Source organism: Asticcacaulis excentricus, from assembly GCF_003966695.1.
GTDB lineage: Bacteria > Pseudomonadota > Alphaproteobacteria > Caulobacterales > Caulobacteraceae > Asticcacaulis > Asticcacaulis excentricus_A.
In genome coordinates this window covers 1,649,980-1,671,676 of record NZ_AP018827.1, presented here as the reverse complement: position 1 = coordinate 1,671,676, position 21,697 = coordinate 1,649,980, and the positions used below count along the sequence as shown (strand labels likewise).

Genomic DNA, 21,697 nt, shown 5'->3' with positions numbered 1-21,697 from the left:
CCGAAGGCATGGGGAGGTATGATTACCCCGCAAACGGAAACGCCGTGGCTGACTTGATCCACTCATCGACGGACAGGGTCTTGGTCACCGGGGGGGCGGCGCGTTCGCGGCAGTTCGGGCGTTCGCACAGCCGGCACATGGGGCCGGTTTCGACCGCTGCCGGGTTGCTGAGGTCGAGCCCCTTCGCATAGACCAGCTTGTCGGCGTATTTCAGCTCACAGCCCAGCCCCAGCGCCTGCTCGCTATAGGCCCCGCCGTCCCAGCCGCGCAGGCCCCGGTCGAGCGTGCGCGCCAGCGTGAAATAGCGCGACCTCTCGCCGCTTGGGCTTGCGGGGGTTTCGATCACCTGGGTGAGAATGCGGCCCGGCGACTGAAAGGCCTGATGCAGGTTCCAGCGCGGGCAGGCCCCGCCAAAGCGTGAAAAGGGAAACTTTCCCGCGGCAAAGCGTTTGGAGACATTGCCTGCGGAATCTATCCGCATCATGAAAAAGGGCACGCCGCGGCGGCCGGGCTGCGACAGGGTAGTCAGGCGGTGCGCCGCCTGTTCGAAACTGACGCCGAACGGGGCACGTAAAAGCTCCAGATCGTAGCCACAGGCTTCGGCCGCCTCATGAAAGCGGCCATAGGGCATCAGGGTCGCCGCCGTCAGATAGTTGAGCAACGCAATCTTGAACAGGCGCGCCGAGGCGAGGTCCGGGGCCTTGGCGCGTTCGACGCGCGCATTCAGCTCCGCGCCGTATAGCGACAGAGCCAGTTGATAGACGATGGCGAAGACGCGCGAGGAGGGGGCCAGCGTCTCCGACAGCATCAGACGGCGCCGGTGTGGATCGTAGCGCCGCTGATAGATCAGCATGACCGAGGCCGGCATGAAGCGCACCCCGATGCCGAACTCGCTTTGTAGCCGGCGTTCGGCGGCGGCTTCGAGCGTGTGTGGATCACCGCCCAGCGCCTCGAACAAGGCCTCGCCGCGTTCATCGAAGTCCGGGAAGTGGTTATTGGCCGCCTGCACCTGATCGCGGGTCCAGTCGGCGGGCGAATGTTCGTTGAGGATTTCCGCCGAACTGAGGTCGATCACCTCACGCACCTTGCGCTCCTTATAGGCGCGGTACAGCCGCAGCATGGCTTCGGCCACCGTGGGAGAGGCGGCGACCAGATCGGCGATTTCGCGGCGCGGCGCATGCAGGTCCTTGAACAGCGGATCGCTCAGCACCTCGGCCAGATCGGCCTCACCCGACGGATCAGCTTCGGAGGTGAAGCTGCGCATGTCGAGATCATAGGTCGAGGCCAGCTTCAGCAGCACCTGCGCCGTCACCGGGCGCTGATTGCGCTCCAGATGGTTGAGATAGGAGGGCGACACGCCAAGGTCTTCGGCCATGCGCGTCTGGGTCAGGTTCAGGTCGTGCCGCAGGCGTTTGAGGCGGCCGCCCAGGAAGAGTTTGCGATCAAGTTCAGACATGAGGGCCTTTCTCCTTCCGGCGGTGGAGCCATAGGCACAAGGAGCGGGAGTCATTTAGTCACAAATTCACAAAACCAACAAGGTCGCGTTTTGCCAAATGACGCGACATTTACCCACCAAACCCTCCCGTTTCGCTGATTTTCGGCGCTTAATCGTCCCATCAACAGCGCGGCCCGGCCGCCGGAAAGGAGACGTATTATGACAAATTCACCCATCTTTACACCGTTCCTGAGCCCGTTCGACCTTGTGGCCGTCTATGCGTCCTCCTTTGGCGCGGCGGCCGTCCTGTCGCGTCAGGCCGCCCTGATGGCCCATCGCGAAAGCCTCAATCCCACCACACCCCGGCCTGAGCGTCGGGATACGGAGACCCTGTCATGACCACTTTCGAGCAACTTGTGCCCAATGCCCCCAAGGGGCGCTTCGACGGCATTACCCGTCCGTACACGCCGCAGGAGGTCGAAAAGCTGCGGGGTTCGGTCCTTGTGCACAATACGCTGGCCGAGCGCGGGGCCAACCGCCTGTGGCAACTCCTGCACGAGGAGCCGTTTATCAATGCGCTGGGGGCCGTCACCGGCAATCAGGCCATGCAGATGGTGCGCGCCGGGCTTAAGGCCATTTACCTGTCTGGCTGGCAGGTGGCGGCGGATGCCAACACGGCTTCGGCCATGTATCCGGATCAGTCGCTGTACCCGGCCAATGCCGCCCCGGAACTGTGCCGCCGCATCAACCGCACGCTTCAGCGCGCCGATCAGATCGAGCATTCTGAGGGTGGCGTGAAACGCGACTGGTTCGCGCCCATAGTCGCCGATGCCGAGGCCGGTTTCGGCGGGCCGCTCAACAGCTTTGAGATCATGAAGGCCTTTATCGAGGCCGGGGCGGCGGGCGTGCATTTCGAGGACCAACTGGCTTCGGAAAAGAAGTGCGGCCACCTCGGCGGCAAGGTGCTGATCCCGACCCAGGCGCATGAGCGCAACCTGATCGCGGCGCGTCTGGCGGCCGATGTGATGGGCGTGCCCACCCTCACTGTGGCGCGCACCGATGCCGAGTCGGCGCAACTGATCACCTCGGACATTGACGAGCGCGACCATCCGTTCATCGACCGCGACAGCCGCACGCCGGAAGGCTTCTTCCGCCTGAAGGCCGGGACGGGGCTTGATCACTGCATTGCGCGCGGTCTGGCCTACGCCAAATACGCCGACCTTTTGTGGTGGGAAACCTCGCACCCGGACCTCGATGACGCGCGCCGCTTTGCCGAGGCCGTGCACAAGGTCCATCCGGGCAAGCTGCTGGCCTATAACTGCTCGCCGTCCTTCAACTGGAAGGCCAAGCTGGACGAGGCGACGATCGCCAAGTTCCAGCGCGAGTTAGGGGCTATGGGCTATAAGTTCCAGTTCGTAACCCTGGCCGGCTTCCACTCGCTGAATAACGGCATGTTCGAGCTGGCCTCCGGTTACCGCGACCGCGGCATGGCGGCCTATTCCGAGCTTCAGCAGCGCGAATTCGCCAACGAGGCGGCGGGCTATACCGCTACCCGTCACCAGCGTGAGGTCGGCACCGGCTATTTCGATAAGATCGCCATGACCATCACCAATGGGCGGTCCTCGACCACCGCGCTGAAGGACTCGACCGAAACCGCTCAGTTTCACGCCGCTGAAATGACGCCAGCGGAATAAAGGAGTATTGCTATGACCACCTATACCCGTCCGGATGCCATTATCGACTTCTGCCTCGCGCCGCTGAACCTCAATGCGGATGCGGCCGCCACGCAGGAAACCCGGCGTCGCCTTGAACACGTTTTGCGCACCTATCGGCTCAAGCTGGCGCAGCCGGTCGAGGTCGATTTCACCCGTATGCCGACCCTGACCATCAATGAGGCGGCCCACGGGTACGAGTAGGAGCATCCCCAACCCTACGCATCTGAGCCGGGTTTCGTCCGATCCGTCGAAACCTGGCCCTGGCGTTTGTTTTGTTACGGCGTTTTGCGGGGGTGTGATCTAAATATTTGTTTTATAGTAATGTTTTTTCAAGAGCGCTCACGCTTTGCGACACCGCTTTAGCTAAACAAGGCCTTTTCGCCCGCGATGACCTTATCGTAGCCGAAAACGATGTCCGCATCGGGGGTGGGCACATTGTGGGTATAGGCCGGGCAGCCCAGATTGTGCAGGACGTGGCGGATAATGTTGAGCCGCGCCTCTTTTTTCTTGTCGGTCCTGACGCAGGTCCACGGGCCGCCCGCGTGGTGTGAGCGGCGCAGCATCTCATCACGCGCGGCGGAATAGGCGTCCCATTTCTCCTGCGCCACCGCATCGAGCGGTGACACCTTCAGGCGCTTGAGTGGATCGGAGCGCCGGTCATCCAGCCGCTCTTTCTGTTCCTTTTTGGAAATATCCAGCCACAGCTTGATCAGGATGATCCCGGCATCGTCCAGCATGGTCTCAAACGGCGTCACATCTCGCAGGAAAATCTCCTGATCCTGCGGCGTGGAAAAGCCCATCACCTTTTCGACCCCGGCGCGATTGTACCACGAGCGGTTAAAGATCACCCATTCCCCGGCGGCGGGCAGGTGCTCGGCATAGCGCTGAAACCACCACTGGCTTTTTTCACGATCAGATGGTTTGGGCAGGGCGATGACGCGCGTCTGCCGCACCGACAGGTGCTCGGTAATGCGCTTGATCGCCCCGTCCTTGCCCGCGCTGTCGCGGCCCTCAAAAACAAGGCAGATCTTCTTGCCCTCGGCCACGGCCCAGATCTGGGCATCGACCAGAGCCACCTGCAAGCGGGCCAGTTCGGCTTCGTATTCGTCCTCGGTCATGGGCGCTCCTTCTCAGACAGAGAGGCTCACCCGCCGTGACAAAAATTTCAACAGCAAATCCCGCTTAGAGCGCATTTCGTTCAGGTTGAATCGAAATGTCGCTCTAACATTTTGTTTTGTAGCGCATTTGATTCCGAAAACCGTTTCACACTTTTCGGAATGCGCTTGTCTTATGATTTCTGTGCTTCTTGGTGCGATAAAGAAGCGCCGGAGAGGACGGCCATCCGTCTCCGGCGATGGGGGACGGATCGTGATTCCGCAGGTCAGCCTTCTTAGGAAGGCCGGACCGGTTTAGAGTTTGATCGCCCCCATCTTTTCCAATCGTCCTGAACGGATACCGGAGCTTTTGGCTCGGATGACAAGCATAGGAGATCAGAAAAGATGAACGATAATACCATCGGTGCAGACATCTCGAAAGACCATATCGACCTGCACAGTCTGCCAGACGGTCAAACCCTGAGGGTCAGTAATGACCGCAAGGGATTTGCCACCATTGTCAGGTGGATCACCGAAAAGGGCGTGGCGCGGATTGTCTATGAGCCGACAGGCCCCTACCACAAAGCCTTCGAGCAGTTCATGATGGCGCAAGGATTGCCGCTCTCCAAAGTCAATCCGCGCCTTGCCCGTCGCTTCTGTGAAGCCACAGGCAGGCTGGCCAAGACAGACCGGATCGACGCTGAATTGCTGGCCCGTTACGGCCAGTTGCTTGAACCACGCACTCTGAAAGCCAACCCTCAAATCCACAATGATCTGAAAGAGTTACACGCCGCACGGCTGGCCCTGATCAAGGACAGGACCGCCACAAAAAACAGGGCCAACAACCTTACAAGCCCGCTCTTGAAGAGACACAATGCCGACAGGCTCGCTCAGGTCGAGCGCCAGCTCAAGGCCGTGGACCACGCCATCATGACAATGATCGGCGCAGATGCCTCCCTGAGCGCCAGGTTCGACATCCTCGTCTCGATACCTGGCGTGTCGCAGATCACGGCCTTTACGCTCCTTATCGAGATGCCGGAACTCGGTCAACTCGATGAGAAGGCTGCCGCCGCACTCTCCGGACTGGCCCCCATGACCCGCCAGTCCGGACGATGGAACGGACGCGCTTTCATCGCCGGCGGCAGGGCCATCGTCCGCCAAGCCCTCTACATGCCTGCTCTCGTCGCCTGCCGTTTCAACCCAAATCTCAAGGCCAAATACCACCAACTCAAAGCCGCAGGAAAACCACCAAAAGTCGCCATCACTGCCGTCATGCGAAAGCTCATCATCCTCGCTAACGCACTCCTGCGGAATAAGCGAAAATGGACACCAAAATCCGCTTGATCAAAACGGATACTCTAAGCCACGCGGCGGTCGTTCAGAACGATCAGGCGCGTCTGGCGATTGGGGGCTGTGGTCTGGGTGTTTTCGATCTGGGCCGCGAGCAGGCTCAGCTTGTCGGCCAGCGGGGCCTCGATATCGAGCGGGTGGACGCTGGCAAAGTGGCGCGGCCAGCCGCTATGCAGGGCATAGACCCCGGCAAAGCGATCGACAAGGCCCTTGTCATTGCGCAGCGGCACTAGCATCAGTTCACCCGTAGCGTCCATGGTTTCAAGCGGCACATGGACCTTGAGACACACCGCCTCTTCGCGCTGCCGCGCCAGGGTCAGGCTGGCCACCACAAGCGCGGCGTGCGCTTCGCCAAACAGTTCGGTAAAGCCGCGCCCCTTGAGGTGCGTGCCATGCAGGCGTTCGACGCGCTCACCGATCAGGCGGAAGCGAAAGCCGTCGCGCGCTGTCAGTATAAAGGCGGATGGCAGAAGGGTATTCAGATGAATCGGGTCAAGGTCTGAACGCAGCGGCGTCTGACCGGCCTTGCGACGCAGCGCCTGCCAGTAGCTGAGAAATGTCCTTGTGTCATTGTGAGCCATGGCGGCCTCCTCTGAGGTGTACACAGCAAGAATCCGGCCTGTCTGGCCCCACACCGATGCAGAGCCGAAAAAAACCGGTCCGGCGCACCCGCAGGGGGAAAGCGGTTCTCTTTTCGCGTCAGGCGCTTAATACTACCGCAAGACACCTGTGCTACGACGACAGAAAGCCTTTTTGTCCGCCGTCTCAGCGGTCCGGTACGGATCTTGCTCAGACGACGGCAGAACGGGTCCCGTTTGTGCCAGACTGGCGCATTTTAGGACCGTTGCGGACCACAGATCATTCAGCGGCAGCCGGGCCTGTATTACGGCGGCCTGCCCCAGACACTCAGGAGCGTGATATGCGCGTTAGCTTTGCAAAAACCCTTGCCGCCGTGGTCGGGTTCGGCATGATGATGACGGCCAGCGCGGCTCTGGCCGGTGCGGGCTGCAACAGCGGCTGCACGCCGCCGGCCCCGCCCAGCCCGCCGACCCATCCGGGTAAGCCCAACATGCCGTGCGGCGGTGGTCGCTGCGGTGGCGGCGGTGGCGGCAATGTCGATGTCAACGTCAATGTGAACGTCAATGCCAATGCCAGTGCGCGCGCCTATGGTCCTGGCGCCTTCAACGGTTCTGGTTCGGGTGCGGTCTATTACGGCGGTGGCTACGGCAACTGGTCGCAGGCGCAGGGCATCCCCTCGACCATGGGCCTCAACGTCGAAGGCGGCGAAACGCGCGCCATGGAATCCTATCAGGCCTCGCGCAGTTCGACCCGCCTGATGATTATCGAAGCCGCCTGCATCGACGATAAGGGCGTGCCGCATCCGGCCTCTCAGGTCTTTGGCGGTAAGGACGTGGCGGGCAGCTATGCCGGCGAAGTCTATCGCTGCATCGCCGGGACCAAGATGCGCTACACCTTGCGCGACAAGGACGGCGGCGAAGGCAAGTCTTACGATTGCCGCAAGAGCGAGGCCCTGTGGCACGAAGGCGGTCAGGTCCGCTGCAAGGTGCAACTGGCGGCCCGCGACTGTAACGAGCGCTCGCTGCTGCGCAAGTTCGGCGCCGGTATCAAGGTACTGACCCTGACCACCACCGAAAACTATATGGCCCAGCGCGAAGTCGTGAAGCAATCGTCGGCTTCTTACAGCTCGACGATGGTCTTCGACGGCGGCGTCGGCGGGTTTGTCCAGTAAACAAACACAGCTTTCTATAACCAGAAACGCGACTGAAATCTTCCAAGCCCCGCCTCGTCAGAGCCGGGGCTTTATTCATGCCCGATCGTCGGGAAGAGAATTGGCCACGAAAAACACGAAAAGCTGGAAAAGAGGACGGTGCGGACGCCTCGACAGACGAGCCCTTTAGGGTAAGACTCCGCCACCGTTTTCGTGATTTTCGTGGCCGAAAATCGACGTCAATACTGTGCCGGTGGATCGGTCTTTAGGCCCAGCACGGTCAGGGCGTGGATGATTAGGAAGATGCTGACCGTCGCCGCCAGCAGCATCACGAAGCGCCACGGGATCAGCCGGGGATTTTCCTTGCGCAGGTCGGGCGGACGCGCCCCCAGCCAGCCGGAAAGGACGGTCAGTCCGGCAAATACAGCCAGCAGGGTGAGGGTCAGGGGCAAGTTCAGGTCCATGCCCGGCATATGGGCCTCCTGAGGCGCAGACGCGCAAGAGGTGTTGCGTTTTTTTGTGGATAAGCGGTATGCAGGGACTGGCTTCGCCAGAAAAGCGATTCGTTTCGGCGCATCTTCCACAGAAGAATAGTGTTCTCCCAGATATTGGGGTTAACAAAAGGTTTACACCCCAGATGATGCGTATTAGCCTTTACCGCAAAGGTTGATAGGGGATTCGGATGAGCGGCACGCCTTGGAGCGTAAAAGGCATCGACGCCAAGGCGAGAGAAGTGGCCAAGGAATTGGCGCACCGCTCTGGCATGACGTTGGGCGAATGGCTCAATCAGATGATTCTCAAGGGCGAAGACGTCGATGCGGCGATCCGCCGTGAGCGTCAGCGCGCGGCCCGTAACCCGGCCCCGCGCACCCGTCGTGCCCCTGAGCCCGTTTACGTCGAAGACGACTACGACGACGATATGTACGCGCCGCGCGATGTGGCGCCTCAGCCCTCGCCGGCGCGTCGTCCGGCCCCCTATTCCATGGCCGCTGAGCGTCAGCGCCGCGCCCCCGTGGCCCCTGCCTATTACGACGAAGCGCCGTTGGGTCAGGCGTCGGGGAGCGATATCGGTAAGGTGACGCGCGTGCTGGAAACCCTGGGGTCGCGCCTAGAAAACTCTGAACTGCGCTCGGCCTCGGCCGTGCGCGGCGTGTCTCAGGCCGTTGAGGCGCTGCTCAACCGTCTGGAGCGCTCCGAAAGCACGCTGGCCGAGACGGTGGCCGAAACCGAAGCGCGCATGAGCGATACGGCGCGTGAAGTGCTCGACAGCGTGGCCAATTCGCGTGAGTGGCTGGCGCGTGGCGATGCCGACCGTCAGGCCCTGTCTGAGCGTCTGGAAACGGCGGAGCGTCTGGTCGATGCGCAGGCCGAGCGTCTGGAGGGCCTGTCTGGCCACCTGCGCGAGGAGCGTGAGCGTGTGGCGCGTCTGGAGGCCGAACTGAAGGCCAATCCGGCGCAGGCGGCGTTTGAAACGGTCGAAGCCGCCGTCGGGCGTCTGGCCAATCAGCTTTATGAAAACGACGTCCGCTCACGCGATGTGCTCAAGGATGTGCGCGGTGATCTGGTCGGCCTGTCGCACCGTTTGAGCCAGCTTGAACTGCGCGACCCCGACGCGGCGGCGCAGGCGTTGGTGGACCGTGTGGCCGCGCAACTGTCGCAACGTCTGGAAGCCGCCGAAGCGCGCACCGCCACCGCCATGCGGGGGCTGGAGCAGGCCTTTACGGCGCTGGATGCGCGCCTGAACCGCGCCGAGGCGCAAGGCGATGTGACCGACCCGGAATCGGTGCAGTCGCTGAGCCGTCTGTCGGCCGACCTGACCCGTCGTGTCGAAGAGTCGCGCTTTGAAGTCATGCGCCTTCTGGAAGACAGCCAGCAGCGCTCCGCCGAGGAGACGCTGGCAGTGGTCGAATCGCGTCTGGCGGCGGCTGAGTCGCGTCAGGCCCGCGCCATTGAGACCCTGGGGCAGGACGTCCTGAAAATTGCCGATAACCTCAATCGTAAGGTGGCGGCCGTGCAGAGATCGGGTAATGAGGCGGTCGCCCACATGGCCGCGGATATGAAGCGCCTGAACGATCAGGTTGAGTCGCGCTTTGCAGCGGCGGACGCGACCCACGCCAACGCGCTTGAGCGCCTGAGCGGGGAAATCGCCCGCATTTCCGAAAGTCTGACGCGCAAGATCGTCGAGACCGAAAAGCGCACCACTCAGGTGCTGGAAGGCGTCGGCGAAGAACTCGATACCCGTCATCAGCGCGTCCATTCCGACATTGCCGAGCGCATTCGCCAGAGCGAGGAGCGCACGCAAAAGCTGCTCGACGAGGCGCGCAACAAGATCGACGCCCGTCTGGGGCAGGCCCAGACCCAGACTCTGCTGCGCGAAGCCGAACGCGACGCCCCGCAGGCGCCGCTCTTTGCGCCGACCGAATTGCAGCAAAAGCCGTTTTCGGCCTTTGAGCACGGCTTCGAAGACGAAGCGCCCGCGCCGATCGCTGAGGCCGCCCCGAAACCGGTGATCCAGACAGAGGTCAGGCGCGCGTCGTCAGACGATGACCTGACCGGGCGTCTGCTGGAATCGGTGACGCAGTTTGGCGCTGATCCGTTTGAGGACGATCCTTTTACCGATATCGTTGAGCCGGCCAAAAGCCCGGCCTCTGATCCGTTTGCCGAGGCCCTGATCGCCGAAACGCGGGCGCAGGGCGCTCTGAGCGAAGACGATGGCCGCGACATGCAGGCCCCGCTGAAGCCGCGCGCGGCGCGTGCCGCCGCTGACCCCTTTACCGACGATTTCGACCTTGACCCCTTTGCCGACGTCGATGCGTCGCGCAAGGTGGCTCCCGCGACCCTGTCGGGTGCGCCTTACGAAGACGCGGCCCCCCTGTCCACGCGCGATGCGCTGGCGGCGGCACGGGCGGCGGTACGCGCCTCGATCGAAGGGGCTGACACCAAGAAACCTCTGGGGCTGAAACTCGGCACCTCGCGCACGCGCGAGGCCCAGCCCAAGGCCGAAAAGGCCAAGGGCAAGACCCTGCTGAATGCCTTCAAGGCCTCGTCCATCGCCATCGTCGTGACGGCAGGGGCGGTCGGCGGTTACTACGCCTTCCGTGACAAGGACGAACCGGCGGCGCAAAAGCCCACCCTGGCGGCCGCGGCGATCACCACGCCCCAGCCGAAGGCGCAGGATATGAAGCGTCTCAAGGCCATGTACGAGGCTGCGTCTCTGGCCCTGGATGCCAACGACCCCAAGGCCGTTGAGGCCATGCGTACCGTCGCCGATCTCGGCTATCCGGTGGCGCAGTACGAGATGAGCACCCTCTATGACGGTGGGCGGGACGGGCTGCTCGTGGCCGACAAGGCGCAGGCGCGCCAGTGGGCCGAACGCGCGGCCAAGGCCGACTATCCGCTGGCCATGTATAAGTTTGGTCTGATGAACTATAATGGCGAAGGCGGCCCGCTCGATTACAATGCGGCAGCGAGCTGGATTCGCAAGTCGGCGGAATACGGCGTGCGCGATGGCCAGTTCGGTATCGGCGTCATGTATATGCAGGGCACCGCCATCCCGGAAAACGCCCCGGAAGCCTATAAGTGGCTGTCGATTGCGGCCAATAATGGCGACCGCGAAGCCGAGTCCATGCTCAAGGAGCTGCGGGCGCGTCTGAAGCCGGAACAGGTGGCCACGGCGCAGACCGCCGCGCGCGCCTTCACGCCCCTGAAAAGCAAAACAGACGACACCAGCTTAGCGGCGCGTTAACCTTGCGGGGCCAATAAGATATGGCCCCCTCCGGCCGTCTGTGACAGACTTGGCATGGCCGGAAATCTGGTTATCCGAAAGGCCCTGACGTGGAAATCTACCTGCCCATCGCCGAGATGTCGGTGAATGTCTGGCTGATGGCCGGGCTGGGTGTGGTTGTGGGGTTTCTGTCGGGTCTGTTTGGTGTCGGGGGCGGCTTTCTGATGGCCCCGGTGCTGGTGGCGCTGGGCATACCGCCGTCGATTGCCGTGGCGTCTCAGGCCGGTCACGTGCTGGCCACCTCGACCTCTTCCGTCATGAGCTATGGCCGTGAAGCCAGCGTCGATTACCGCATGGGCGGCGTTATGGCGGTGGGCGGTATCGCCGGGGCGGTTGCGGGCGTCGAAGTCTTCCGCCTGCTGCGCCTCCTGGGGCAGGCCGACCTGATGGTCGCCATCCTCTACCTGCTGCTGCTGGGGACCATCGGCGGCATGATGCTCAATGAAAGCCTGCGGGCCCTGTTGCGGGCGCGCGACGGCCTGCCTGCCGAACGCCCCAAGGTCAAACGCCCCGGCTGGCTCTACGCCCTGCCGTACAAGATGCGCTTTCCGGTGTCGGGCCTGTATATCTCGGTGATTCCCCCGATTGCGATTGGCTTTGTCGTCGGTCTTCTGGCGGCGCTGATGGGGGTGGGTGGCGGCTTTCTGATCGTGCCGGCCATGATCTATCTGCTGCGTATGAAGGCTTCGGCGGTTGTGGGCACCAGCCTGTTTCAGATCGTCATTACGACTCTGGTCACCATGATCCTGCAGGCCGTGCGCAACCATACGGTCGATGCGGTGCTGGCCTTTATCCTGCTGATCGGCGGGGTGATCGGCGGGCAACTGGGTATCCGCGCCGCCACGCGATTCCGCGCCGAACAGATGCGGGTGGTACTGGCCATTATTATTTTAATGGCCGGTTTGCAGATGGGCTTTACCCTGTTCGTGCCGCCGGAAGACCCGTTCATTCTGGCCCCCACAAACGGATAGGGGCGGGATATGGTCGCCGCCTCCCTGCCGCCCGACGTCACCGCCCCCGCGCCCCCGGTGCCCTATATCGAGACGCAACCGGCGGCGGGCGTGTCGGCTGATCTTCTGTCCACCGACCTGACCCAGAACCGTATCGAGGTCTCCTCCTCGTTTCAGGGGGCCAAGGTCATCCTTTATGGGGCCGTGTTTCAACCCGAAGATCAGCCGTCCGACGTGGTGGTGATCATCCGCGGGCCACAGGCCTCGATGCGCCTGATCCGCAAGGTCAAGGCCGGGGCCGTGTGGCTCAATTCGCGTCCCGTCGTCTTCGAAGGCGCGCCCGGCTACTATATGGCGGCCTCGTCGCAACCGCTGGACCGCATTACCGATTTTTCGCACCGGCGGCTTCTGGGGCTGGGGCTCGACTATATCGCCATGGACACCTCGCGCGAAAACAAGGTGGTGACGCGCTACGGCGTCAAGGATGTGGTCGTCAATGGCATCGAAGACGACTATCTCGACTGGCGGCGCGCGGTCATCCGGCTGAAATCGAAGGCCGGGTTGTATAATGACAACCCGTTGGGCGTGCGCTTTGTCGATAAGAACCTGTTTCGCGCCGAAGTGACCCTGCCCTCGGAAGCGCCGATTGGCGACTATACGGCGGAGGTCTGGCTGTTCCGCGACGGTCAGCCGGTCGGCTATAGCGAGAAAAAGCTGACGGTGGAAAAGGTCGGGTTTGAACGCTTCGTCTATACGGTGGCGCACCGCCATGCGTGGCTTTACGGGCTGGCCTGCGTCTTTATGAGCATGGGCATGGGCGCGCTGGCGTCACGGTTGTTCCGGCGGGGGTAGAGTGGCATTTAGGTCTTGGGATTGCCGCCTTTAACGACTACATTGGCTCGGTGAGTCCCGAGTTTCCCGACATTGCCGATCAGACGCCGTCCGCCGACGCGGTGGCATCCCTGCGCGCGCACTTACCGGCGCAGGGCTTTGCGCTTTTGCCGTCAAGCGGGGCGTTCAGCGACGGGCACGTGTCGCGGCGCATCGGGGCCCCGGAAGCGCGCGAAGCCTGGGGGCGCGAACCCCTGCTGATCGTCAATGCCCCCCTGATGCGGCAGCGCCTGTTCGGTCAGCGCTCTTTCCGCGAAGCGAAGCATTTCGACCTTCTGGAACTGTTTGCCTTTGTGCGCCCGGCGCGTTTTGCCGCCCCGTCCGTGGCCGGTCTGGCGCTGGCCATGGGCTATGGCGAGCCGGAAGGGGCCGAGGCGCAGGCCGCCGTCGTCTATCAGGTGGCGCTGGCTCTGGCGCGGGAACTGTCCGACGCGCCTCTGGCCTTTCGGCTGATGGCGCGCTCGTCGCTGGAATTCATGCAGCGTCAGGGCTGGGTCTGGGCGCCGTTTGTGGACGCGGCCCTGAGCCAGAAGCCGGTGCCAGACGGCTATGTCGCGCCGCCGCCGCTGGAGGTGTGGTCGCTGCTCGAAGAATGGGAGGAGCAGGCCCCCGCTGGCGATGCGCGTCAGGTTAGCCTCGGCGAAGACGAGGTGCTGAAAGGCCTGAAGGACAATCTGCACCGCGCCGGTCTTCAGGAAGGTCGCCCCGAACAGCAGGCCTTTGCGCTGAAAACACGCGAGATGTTTGCGCCTAAGTGGGCCTCGGAACAGCCGAACATGCTGCTGCTGGAGGCCGGGACGGGCACGGGCAAGACGCTCGGCTACCTGTCACCGGCGCGCCTGTGGGCCGAAAAGGCGCAGGGGCGGGTGTGGGTTTCGACCTATACCAAGGCCCTGCAGAAGCAGATCTATAACGACACCCGCGCCCTGTTTGACACGGAGGGGGAGCGCGAAAACAAGGTGGCCATCCGCAAGGGGCGCGAGAACTATCTGTGCCTGCTGAACTGGCAGGAGCGGTTGGCCCCGCTGACGCAAGGGCCGGGCGAGGCGATCGTCGCCGCTCTGGTGGCGCGCTGGATCGTCTATAGCCGCGATGGCGATATTGTCGGCGGTGACTTTCCCACCTGGCTGCCGTCGCTATTGCCCGCAGGCTCGGCCGCGGCCCTGTTCGGGGCGCTCAATCCGGCCAATCTGGTCGATCGGCGCGGCGAATGTATCTACAGCGCCTGCGCCCACTACCGCACCTGTTTCGTCGAAAAGTCGATCCGTAAGGCCAAGTCGGCGCAGATCATCATCGCCAATCACGCGCTGGTCATGGCGCAGGCGGCCTATGATCTGCGCGAAGCCGCCAAGGCCGAACAGGGCGAGGTGACGGTGGAGCCCGAAGCGCCGGGCCTGTCGCGGCTGGTCTTCGACGAAGGCCACCACGTGTTCGAAGCCGCTGACGGGGCCTTTTCGTCGGAGCTGTCGGGTTTTGAGGCCTATGAGCTGCGCCGCTGGATACGCGGCAATGAGGGGCGCGGGCGGCGCTCACGCGGGCTGGAACAAAGGCTGGGCGACCTTCTGGCGACGCGCGAAGTGGCGCAAAACGCCCTGAAAGACCTGATCCGCGCGGCGCACCTGCTGCCGTCCGAAGGCTGGTCGCAGCGCCTGACCACGCGCACCCAGTCGGGCGAGATGATGGCCCCGCTTGGGCCCATTGAGGCCCTGCTGGCCGCCGCCCTGAAACAGATCGAGGTGCGGGGGCAGGAAAACGCCAGCAAGAGCCGCTATCGCCCCGAAGCTGATAATGCCGAATGCGAAGCCCATCCCTGCCTGCCCGAAGTGTCCGAAGCGGCCTCGGCGGCGGCCAAGGCGTTGCAAGCCATCGAAGCGCCATTGCTGGCCCTGGTGCGTGCCATTGAGGACATTCTGACGGGCGAGGAAGAGATCGATCTGGCCGAACGCACGCGGCTTGATGGGGCTCTGCGCGGGCTGGAGCGGCGGGCGCGCATGACGCTGCCGGCGTGGCGCAGCCTGTTGCAGCAACTGGCCTATGCCGAGGACGAAGACCCGACGCAACCTTCGCCCTATGTCGATTGGTTCGCCACCATCACGCACGGTGGGCGGCTGGCCGATGTGGGGCTGCACCGCCACTTTGTCGATCCCTCCGTGCCGCTGGCCGACTATGTGCTGAAACCGGCGCACGGGGTGCTGATGGCCTCGGCCACCCTGTCGGATAAAGCGCTGGCCGAACAGCCTGACGAAGACCCGTTTGCTCTGGCGCGGCAACGCACCGGCGCTGCGCACCTGTCGATGGGGGCCAAGTCACTGCGCATCGCCTCGCCGTTTGATTACGAGGCGCAGGCGCGGTTGTTCGTCGTCACCGACGTGCCGCGCGATGATCCGCGCGCCGTTGCCACCGCCATGAAGGCGCTGTTTCTGGCGGCCGGGGGCGGGGGGCTTGGCCTGTTTACCGCCATTCGCCGCCTCAAGGCCGTCTATGAGCAATTGTTCCGGCCGCTGGGAGAGGCGGGGATTTCGCTCTATGCCCAGCACGTCGATCCGCTGGATGTTTCGGACCTGATCAGCGTATTTCGCTCTGAGCGCCATTCGTGCCTTCTGGGGACCGATGCGGTGCGCGACGGAGTCGATGTGCCGGGTCAGGCCCTGCGCCTGATCGCCTTTGACCGCATTCCGTGGCCGCGCCCGGACGCCCTGCACAAGGCGCGGCGGGCGCATTTCGGGGCCAAACTCTATGACGACGCACTGGTGCGCGCCAAGCTGGCGCAGGCCTTTGGGCGGCTGATCCGCCGCGCCGATGACCGGGGCGTGTTTGTGATGCTCGATTCGGCGGCCCCTACGCGGTTGTTTGCGTCCTTGCCCGACGGGGTGGTGGTGCAGCGCTGTACCTTGACCGAAGCCGTTACGGCGATTGAGGGCTTCCTGCCGCGGGAATAAGGATAAAGAAAGACACCCCACCACCGCCTCTCGCCGCCGATCGCGGGCGCGTGCGGTTCTATACCTCCCCAGCTTGCTGGGGAGGGGGACCATGAGCGAAGCGAATGGTGGTGGGGAGGGCTTCAGTCACACACTGCATTGACCCCCCGTCCGGCACGGCCTAAGAGTGCGCGCAAAATCGCCGTGCAGAGTAACCTGACATGATGCTCAAAAATCCCGCCAGCAAGTATCGCCCCTTCGTCTTCCCCTTCGACATGTCCGACCGGACCTGGCCGTCGAAGACCATCGAAAAGGCGCCGCGCTGGCTATCGACCGATCTGCGCGACGGTAATCAGGCGCTGGCCGACCCGATGGACGTCGAAAAGAAGATGCGCTTCTGGAAGACGCTGATGCAGATCGGCGTCAAGGAGGTCGAGGTCGGCTTCCCTTCGGCATCCCAGATCGAATTCGACTTTGTGCGCAAGCTGATCGAGGAAGATCACGTCCCCGACGATGTGACCATTCAGGTGCTGGTGCAGGCGCGCGAAGACCTGATCCTGCGCACCTTTGAGTCGCTGAAAGGGGCCAAAAAGGCCTGTATCCACTTCTATAACGCCACCTCGCCCCTGTTCCGCCGCGTGGTGTTCGGGCTGGAAAAATCGGACGTGCTGGCGCTTGCGGTCAAGGCGGCGCAACTGATCAAGGACTGCGCGGCGAAGCAACCGGACACCGAATGGTCGTTTGAATATTCGCCGGAAACCTTTTCGGCCACCGAGCCCGACTTTGCGGTCGAGGTGTGCGAGCGGGTGATGGATGTGTGGGAGGCCTCGCCTGAAAAGCCGGTCATCCTCAACCTGCCGGCCACGGTCGAAGTCTCGTCGCCCAACATCTATGCCGATCAGATCGAATGGTTCTGCCGTCAGTTGACGCGCCGCTCGTCGGCCATCATCTCGCTGCATCCGCACAACGACCGGGGCACGGGCATTGCGGCGGCGGAGCTGGGGATTCTGGCCGGGGCCGACCGCATCGAAGGCTGCCTGTTTGGCAATGGCGAGCGCACGGGCAATGTCGATCTGGTGACGCTGGCGCTCAATCTCTATACGCAAGGGGTAAGCCCTGAGCTTGATTTTTCGGACATCCGCTCGGTGGTCAATACGGTCATCCACTGCAACAATATCCCCGTGCACCCGCGCCACCCTTACGCCGGTGAACTGGTCTTCACGGCCTTTTCCGGCTCGCATCAGGACGCCATCAAGAAGGGCTTTGCGGTGCATGAGACGCGCAATGACGGCGTGTGGGAAATGCCCTACCTGCCCATCGACCCGGCCGATCTGGGCGAAAGCTATGAGGCCGTCATCCGCGTCAACTCACAGTCGGGCAAGGGCGGCATCGCCTGGATTCTGGAGCAGGACAAGGGGCTGAAACTGCCGCGTCGCCTTCAGGTCGATTTTTCGCGCAAGGTGCAGGAAATCGCCGATGCCACGGGCAAGGAGATGCAGGCGGCCGACATCTGGCACGCCTTTGAGGACGCCTACTACCTCAAGGGCACACCGAAATACGAGCTGGTCGAATATATCGACTCCGGGGCGCGCCGGGCGGGGGTTGATCGCCTGTTTGCCGGGCGCATCATCCATGACGGCATCGAAACTCCGGTCACCGGGCGCGGAAATGGCCTGATGGCCGCCGCCGTCGATGCGCTGAATGCCGCCTATGCGCTGGGGATCGAGGTGCTCGACTATCACGAACACGCGCTGAGCCGGGGTACGGACGCTAAGGCCGTGGCCTATGTCGAATGCCGTACCGCCGATGATCGTAAGGTCTTCGGTGTCGGCATGGACGTTGATAGCGCCACGGCCTCGGTCAAGGCGATCCTTTCGGCGGCGAATGCCTTGTAAAACGCCTCAGGCCTTGTAAGTTTGGGTTAACAGGTAAGACCCCCTCTCCCTTGAGGGAGAGGGAGGCCCGTAAGGGCCGGGTGAGGGGGCTTCCCCGCGCCGGTTTCCCCCTCACCCCAGCCCTCTCCCTCAAGGGAGAGGGGGTTGAACGGAGCCCTCATGGCCGAAAATCAGGTTGACGTTGCCAAACCCAAAAATAAGCACTCGCGGCTGGGTCTGTTCCTGCCTATCGGGCTGTTCCTGATCGCGGCGCTGCTGTGGAGCGGCTACTGGTTTTACACGGCGCATCAGATTGAAACCCGGCTGGCCGAGCAGGCGAAGACTCTGACGTCAAAAGGCTATCAAGTCGCCCACGCGCCGTTCCGGGTGCAGGGTTATCCCTTCCGCATGTTCCTTCAGCTCAAAGACGTGCGGCTGATCGCGCCCAATGGCAAGGGGCTGGCGGTTCCGGCGCTGGAGGCCGAGGCCTCGGCCTTCGCGCTCGACAAATGGATGTTTGTCGCCACCAAAGGCCTGACGCTCTATCGCGGGCAGGGGGCGGATCAGAGCGATCTGGGGCAGGTCGCCGTCACCGGTGACGCCCTGCGCGTCAGCGTGTCGGGCTGGACGCAGCCGTTACAGACCATTGGCCTTGAGGGGCTGAACGCCACCTTCACGCCGTCGAAACCCGAACACCCCTTCGTCCTGCAAAGCGCCCAGCGCCTTGAAGGGCGCGTGACGCCGACGAAGGACGGGGTGGATACGGTCGATTTCATCTGGCGCGCGTCGGGCGCTCAGGCGCATCCGCAGAGCCTGCTGGGGCGGCTGGGGCAGGGGCAGAATTTCGACATGGCCTTTCAGGGGCGCATGGCGCAGGCCTCCAAATTCCGTGGCGATCTGAACGGCTGGCGCGAGGCCGGCGGGGCCGTGCGTCAGGTACAGGCCTCTCTGCATGTGGGGGAGCTTGAGGTGTTTGGCCGCTCCGAGGCCCTGTTGCTCGACCCCAATCTGGCGCTCAGCGGGCCTTTGGGGCTGGAGGTCAAGGGCACGGGCGACCCGTTTGCGTTTCTGCTGGGGGCGGGGCTGATCTCGGCGGAATACGAACCGCTGGCGCGCGCCTTTGTCGGCACAAAAATGACGGCGGACAAGCCGGTGAAGCTCGATTTCGTCTTCCGTGAGGGTGGGGTCTATGTCGGGCCGCTGCGCGTGGCGGCGGCACCGGTTATTCGCTAGACTTTTTTTGCCCCTCGCCGGGTGCGGTCTCCGCCACCTTGGCCGCCGCCTCAATGGCGGCTTGAGCGGAATGCTTCCATGAGAAATCATTCCGCTTTATATTGTAAAAAATATCGTTTTGTACTGTAATTGGCAGAGCTACACTTTGGTATCTTTGGAAACCAAAGGGACGGCTGTGTATAGTTTTGAAAAGACCCCACCGGCAATGCCGTCACCGGGTCACGGAGACCGAGCTTGGCCCTCAATGCCCGCGCGCAAACCCCACCGTCACCCCTGTCGCTGACTGAGTTGCGACTACGGATCGACGCGATTGATGCCGAGCTTCTGCGTTTGGTCGATGAGCGTTCGGCGTTGGCGCGTGACATTGCAGCGGCCAAGGTGCGCGAAGGCGGTGACGCCAATGCCTGCTTGCTGCGCCCTGACCGCGAAGCCATGCTGCTGCGCAAGCTGACGGGTAAGCCGCGCGTGGCCGCTTCGGATGCGGCCGTGGTCGCTATTTGGCGCGAACTGATCTCGGAATCGCTGCGCATTCAAGGTGAGGATCAGGGTGGTCTTCACCTTGATTTTTGGGCGGGTGACTCGTCGGCGCAACTGGTCAAATGGAGCCGCGAACGCTTTGGCGCCGCCCCCTCTGAGGCCGGTCTGGCCGAGCCGGTGCAGGTCATCGCCGCCGCCCGCGACCCCCGCCATATCGGTATCCTGAGCCTTGATCCGCGCGCGGGCGCCTGGTGGGCGCGCCTGCTGGCCGAGCCGCAGGTGCGGGTCATCTGCGCCCTGCCGGAACGCACACCGGAACGCCCGAAGGGCTTTGCCATTGCCGCCCTGAAACCCGAACCGACGGGCGATGACGTCAGTTACTGGGTGACGGACAGCCGTCTGTCCGAAGCCGTCCTGACCGAGCTTCTGGGGCAACGCGGGCTGGCCGCCGAATGGCTGGGCTCGACCGGCGGGATGAAGCTGTTTGGCCTGTCCGGGTTTGTGCAGGAAGATGATAGCCGCCTCGACCCCAAGGCCGAAAAGGCGCTGGGGTCGCTGTCCGGCGTGATCGGAACGTCGCCGCGGATTTAGAGCGACGTGCGGAAACGGAGTTCAGCGAAGGGCCACCCAGCGCCCGTGGCTGAGGCAGCGCCACACCCATTCAAACGGGCCATAGCGGAACGCGCGCAGCCAAAGACTGCTGACCACGATCTGAAACACCCAGATGCTGGCCACAATCGGCACCATCTGCGACAGCGATACTTGCCCGTAGAGGCCCAGCCCACGCCCGCCATAGAAGATCGCCGTCATGATCAGCGACTGGCTGAGATAGTTGGTAAAGGCCATGCGTCCCACCGGGCTCAGCAGGGCGGTCACGCCCTTCGCCACCGGCAGGCGGCTCAGCAGCATCAGGGCGCTGGCATAGCCGAGACTGACGAAGAGACTGAGGAACTCCGCCGCCGCGCGGTGCGAGCCATAGATTTCCGGCTCGGGGAAGTTTTCGCGCAGGATGATCAGGTTTTGCCAGCCTATGACCCCCAGCGCCACCGTGCCTATAATGATCGCCAACAGATGCCACAGGGTGCGGCGCGCCTCGAAATAGCCCACCTTGAACAGGCCCAGACCAATCATCATCAGGCCGATGACCTTGGGCGCAAAGACGGCGATCTGAGAGAATATGCTCATCGCCCACATGACGAAATTGGCGTGCAGGGATTGGGCAAACGTCCCCTGCATCAGGCGGATCGTTTCGGCAAAGCTCAGGCCGTCACTGCCGCTGAGGGCCTCGCCCAGTTGCTCACGCGGCACAAAGCTCAGGATAAACCCGGCCCCCACCACCATAAGGCCGCCAAGAGCCCAGGCGAAAATCCCCCAGCGCAACAGATGCGGCGTGCGAACGGTCAGGATATAGAACAGGCCGCACAGGGCATACATCAGCAGGATATCGCCGACCCAGATGGCCGCGCCGTGGCCGACGCCGATCAGGGCCAGCCAGACCAGACGCCGAAAGCGCACGGTCTGCGTCACCGGAGTCGCCGGGTCGTCTTTTTGCCCGACCAGAAACAGGCTGATGCCAAACAGCATGGCAAACAGGGTCAGGCATTTCGACTCGAAAAAGGTATGGATGACCCACCACGCCTGACGGTCGGGGTCGCTCAACGGGATCGTGGCACGCGCCGGGTTCATATAGACCTCCAGCGGCCAGCCAAAGGCCGGGGCATTGACGATCAATATGCCCAGCAGCGCGAACCCGCGAATATAGTCAAGGGCGGGATAGCGCTTGGCACTCATGCGGCGGGGGCCTCGGCTGCGACCTGCGGCGGGCTCTTGAGCAGGATCAGTTGGAACACGACGGCGGACGGCACGGCCAGCAGGACCTGACTGGCGACCATCGGCACGGCCACCAGCGCAAAGACCAGCAGATTGCTGAAACTCAGTTCGAAATTCTGGCTGAGGGTCAGGTTGCTGAAGGCCATGACCGACCCCAAGGAGCAGACAAGGAAGGCGCAGCCGATCACATGGCCGACCGCGTGCAGGCGGTTCTTCGGCCCCTGAATGAGCCACAGGGACGTCGCGCACACCATCCAGAACAGGGACAGGCCCATCTGACGCGCGCCTTCACTGGCGGCCAGAAGGCCCTGCGCCGCAAAGACGCGCGCCGCGAACCACACGCAGGCGTGCAGGATCGCCGCCGCCAGCAGCGCCAGACTAAACCACAGGAACAGCGGGCGGCGGGCCGTGAGCACG

General features: G+C 63.2%; 18 protein-coding genes. 12 read left to right on the top strand and 6 right to left on the bottom strand.

Translation table 11 applies throughout. The features are described 5' to 3' along the window. Positions 1-22 precede the first annotated feature (22 nt). Positions 23-1,456 (bottom strand): helix-turn-helix domain-containing protein, encoded by a 1,434-nt coding sequence (locus EM6_RS07785; protein ID WP_126421644.1) that lies wholly within the window; start codon positions 1,454-1,456, stop codon positions 23-25. A gap of 198 nt (positions 1,457-1,654) precedes the next feature. On the opposite strand from EM6_RS07785, the gene EM6_RS07780 reads away from it, so the two are divergent. The 3 genes from EM6_RS07780 to EM6_RS07770 are packed head-to-tail and all read left to right on the top strand — an operon-like array spanning position 1,655 to position 3,351. After that, complete coding sequence (locus EM6_RS07780) at positions 1,655-1,834, top strand: hypothetical protein (protein WP_126421642.1); 180 nt, start codon at positions 1,655-1,657, stop codon at positions 1,832-1,834. Then, positions 1,831-3,129 (top strand): isocitrate lyase, encoded by a 1,299-nt coding sequence (aceA, locus tag EM6_RS07775; RefSeq protein ID WP_126421640.1) that lies wholly within the window; start codon positions 1,831-1,833, stop codon positions 3,127-3,129. Before EM6_RS07780 ends, aceA begins: the two co-directional genes overlap by 4 nt. Positions 3,130-3,141: 12 nt before the next feature. Further along, positions 3,142-3,351, top strand: a complete 210-nt coding sequence (locus tag EM6_RS07770) for a hypothetical protein (RefSeq protein ID WP_126421638.1) — start codon at positions 3,142-3,144, stop codon at positions 3,349-3,351. A 158-nt stretch (positions 3,352-3,509) separates the two neighbouring features. Here the strand turns inward: EM6_RS07770 and ppk2 are convergent, their stop codons facing one another. Continuing rightward, positions 3,510-4,268: a polyphosphate kinase 2 gene (gene ppk2 / locus EM6_RS07765; RefSeq protein ID WP_126421636.1), complete on the bottom strand. Its 759-nt coding sequence runs from the start codon at positions 4,266-4,268 to the stop codon at positions 3,510-3,512. 381 nt (positions 4,269-4,649) lie between these two features. On the opposite strand from ppk2, the gene EM6_RS07760 reads away from it, so the two are divergent. Beyond that, positions 4,650-5,588 (top strand): IS110 family transposase, encoded by a 939-nt coding sequence (locus tag EM6_RS07760; protein ID WP_126421634.1) that lies wholly within the window; start codon positions 4,650-4,652, stop codon positions 5,586-5,588. Between the two features lie 14 nt (positions 5,589-5,602). Here EM6_RS07760 and EM6_RS07755 read toward each other — a convergent pair whose 3' ends face one another. Next, positions 5,603-6,175, bottom strand: a complete 573-nt coding sequence (locus EM6_RS07755; RefSeq protein ID WP_126421632.1) for a PAS domain-containing protein — start codon at positions 6,173-6,175, stop codon at positions 5,603-5,605. Between the two features lie 338 nt (positions 6,176-6,513). Here EM6_RS07755 and EM6_RS07750 point away from each other — a divergent pair, with 338 nt between their 5' ends. Continuing rightward, a complete protein-coding gene (locus EM6_RS07750; RefSeq protein WP_126421630.1) occupies positions 6,514-7,344 on the top strand; it encodes a hypothetical protein in 831 nt (276 codons plus the stop codon). Positions 7,345-7,562: 218 nt separating this feature from the next. Here EM6_RS07750 and EM6_RS07745 read toward each other — a convergent pair whose 3' ends face one another. Next, positions 7,563-7,796 carry a hypothetical protein gene (locus EM6_RS07745; protein WP_126421628.1) on the bottom strand — a complete coding sequence of 78 codons (234 nt, stop codon included), beginning with the start codon at positions 7,794-7,796 and terminating at the stop codon, positions 7,563-7,565. A gap of 209 nt (positions 7,797-8,005) precedes the next feature. On the opposite strand from EM6_RS07745, the gene EM6_RS07740 reads away from it, so the two are divergent. From EM6_RS07740 to EM6_RS07710, 7 genes are all read left to right on the top strand, one after another. Then, positions 8,006-11,068: a tetratricopeptide repeat protein gene (locus EM6_RS07740; protein WP_126421626.1), complete on the top strand. Its 3,063-nt coding sequence runs from the start codon at positions 8,006-8,008 to the stop codon at positions 11,066-11,068. An 89-nt stretch (positions 11,069-11,157) separates the two neighbouring features. After that, positions 11,158-12,078 carry a sulfite exporter TauE/SafE family protein gene (locus tag EM6_RS07735; protein WP_126421624.1) on the top strand — a complete coding sequence of 307 codons (921 nt, stop codon included), beginning with the start codon at positions 11,158-11,160 and terminating at the stop codon, positions 12,076-12,078. Positions 12,079-12,087: 9 nt separating this feature from the next. Continuing rightward, entirely contained in the window at positions 12,088-12,909 is an 822-nt protein-coding gene (locus EM6_RS07730; protein WP_126421622.1) for a TIGR02186 family protein, read from the top strand. A 71-nt stretch (positions 12,910-12,980) separates the two neighbouring features. Continuing rightward, positions 12,981-15,887 (top strand): ATP-dependent DNA helicase, encoded by a 2,907-nt coding sequence (locus tag EM6_RS07725; RefSeq protein ID WP_420000738.1) that lies wholly within the window; start codon positions 12,981-12,983, stop codon positions 15,885-15,887. 200 nt (positions 15,888-16,087) lie between these two features. Then, a complete protein-coding gene (gene leuA / locus EM6_RS07720) occupies positions 16,088-17,761 on the top strand; it encodes a 2-isopropylmalate synthase (RefSeq protein ID WP_197723567.1) in 1,674 nt (557 codons plus the stop codon). A gap of 159 nt (positions 17,762-17,920) precedes the next feature. After that, entirely contained in the window at positions 17,921-18,973 is a 1,053-nt protein-coding gene (locus tag EM6_RS07715; RefSeq protein WP_126421620.1) for a DUF2125 domain-containing protein, read from the top strand. 234 nt (positions 18,974-19,207) lie between these two features. Beyond that, a complete protein-coding gene (locus EM6_RS07710) occupies positions 19,208-20,041 on the top strand; it encodes a chorismate mutase (protein ID WP_126421618.1) in 834 nt (277 codons plus the stop codon). 21 nt (positions 20,042-20,062) lie between these two features. Here EM6_RS07710 and EM6_RS07705 read toward each other — a convergent pair whose 3' ends face one another. Continuing rightward, on the bottom strand, positions 20,063-21,241 hold the full coding sequence (locus tag EM6_RS07705; protein ID WP_126421616.1) for a DUF418 domain-containing protein: 1,179 nt from the start codon (positions 21,239-21,241) through the stop codon (positions 20,063-20,065). After that, positions 21,238-21,696, bottom strand: a complete 459-nt coding sequence (locus EM6_RS07700) for a hypothetical protein (protein WP_126421614.1) — start codon at positions 21,694-21,696, stop codon at positions 21,238-21,240. The genes EM6_RS07705 and EM6_RS07700 overlap by 4 nt, the downstream gene beginning before the upstream one ends. Position 21,697 lies beyond the last annotated feature (1 nt).

What these genes read in the sequence shown, in the direction of transcription:
- EM6_RS07785 (WP_126421644.1), bottom strand. Translation starts at nt 1,456, where the DNA reads ATGTCTGAACTTGATCGCAAACTCTTCCTGGGCGGCCGCCTCAAACGC.
- EM6_RS07780 (WP_126421642.1), top strand. Translation starts at nt 1,655, where the DNA reads ATGACAAATTCACCCATCTTTACACCGTTCCTGAGCCCGTTCGACCTT.
- aceA (WP_126421640.1), top strand. Translation starts at nt 1,831, where the DNA reads ATGACCACTTTCGAGCAACTTGTGCCCAATGCCCCCAAGGGGCGCTTC.
- EM6_RS07770 (WP_126421638.1), top strand. Translation starts at nt 3,142, where the DNA reads ATGACCACCTATACCCGTCCGGATGCCATTATCGACTTCTGCCTCGCG.
- ppk2 (WP_126421636.1), bottom strand. Translation starts at nt 4,268, where the DNA reads ATGACCGAGGACGAATACGAAGCCGAACTGGCCCGCTTGCAGGTGGCT.
- EM6_RS07760 (WP_126421634.1), top strand. Translation starts at nt 4,650, where the DNA reads ATGAACGATAATACCATCGGTGCAGACATCTCGAAAGACCATATCGAC.
- EM6_RS07755 (WP_126421632.1), bottom strand. Translation starts at nt 6,175, where the DNA reads ATGGCTCACAATGACACAAGGACATTTCTCAGCTACTGGCAGGCGCTG.
- EM6_RS07750 (WP_126421630.1), top strand. Translation starts at nt 6,514, where the DNA reads ATGCGCGTTAGCTTTGCAAAAACCCTTGCCGCCGTGGTCGGGTTCGGC.
- EM6_RS07745 (WP_126421628.1), bottom strand. Translation starts at nt 7,796, where the DNA reads ATGCCGGGCATGGACCTGAACTTGCCCCTGACCCTCACCCTGCTGGCT.
- EM6_RS07740 (WP_126421626.1), top strand. Translation starts at nt 8,006, where the DNA reads ATGAGCGGCACGCCTTGGAGCGTAAAAGGCATCGACGCCAAGGCGAGA.
- EM6_RS07730 (WP_126421622.1), top strand. Translation starts at nt 12,088, where the DNA reads ATGGTCGCCGCCTCCCTGCCGCCCGACGTCACCGCCCCCGCGCCCCCG.
- leuA (WP_197723567.1), top strand. Translation starts at nt 16,088, where the DNA reads ATGATGCTCAAAAATCCCGCCAGCAAGTATCGCCCCTTCGTCTTCCCC.
- EM6_RS07715 (WP_126421620.1), top strand. Translation starts at nt 17,921, where the DNA reads ATGGCCGAAAATCAGGTTGACGTTGCCAAACCCAAAAATAAGCACTCG.
- EM6_RS07705 (WP_126421616.1), bottom strand. Translation starts at nt 21,241, where the DNA reads ATGAGTGCCAAGCGCTATCCCGCCCTTGACTATATTCGCGGGTTCGCG.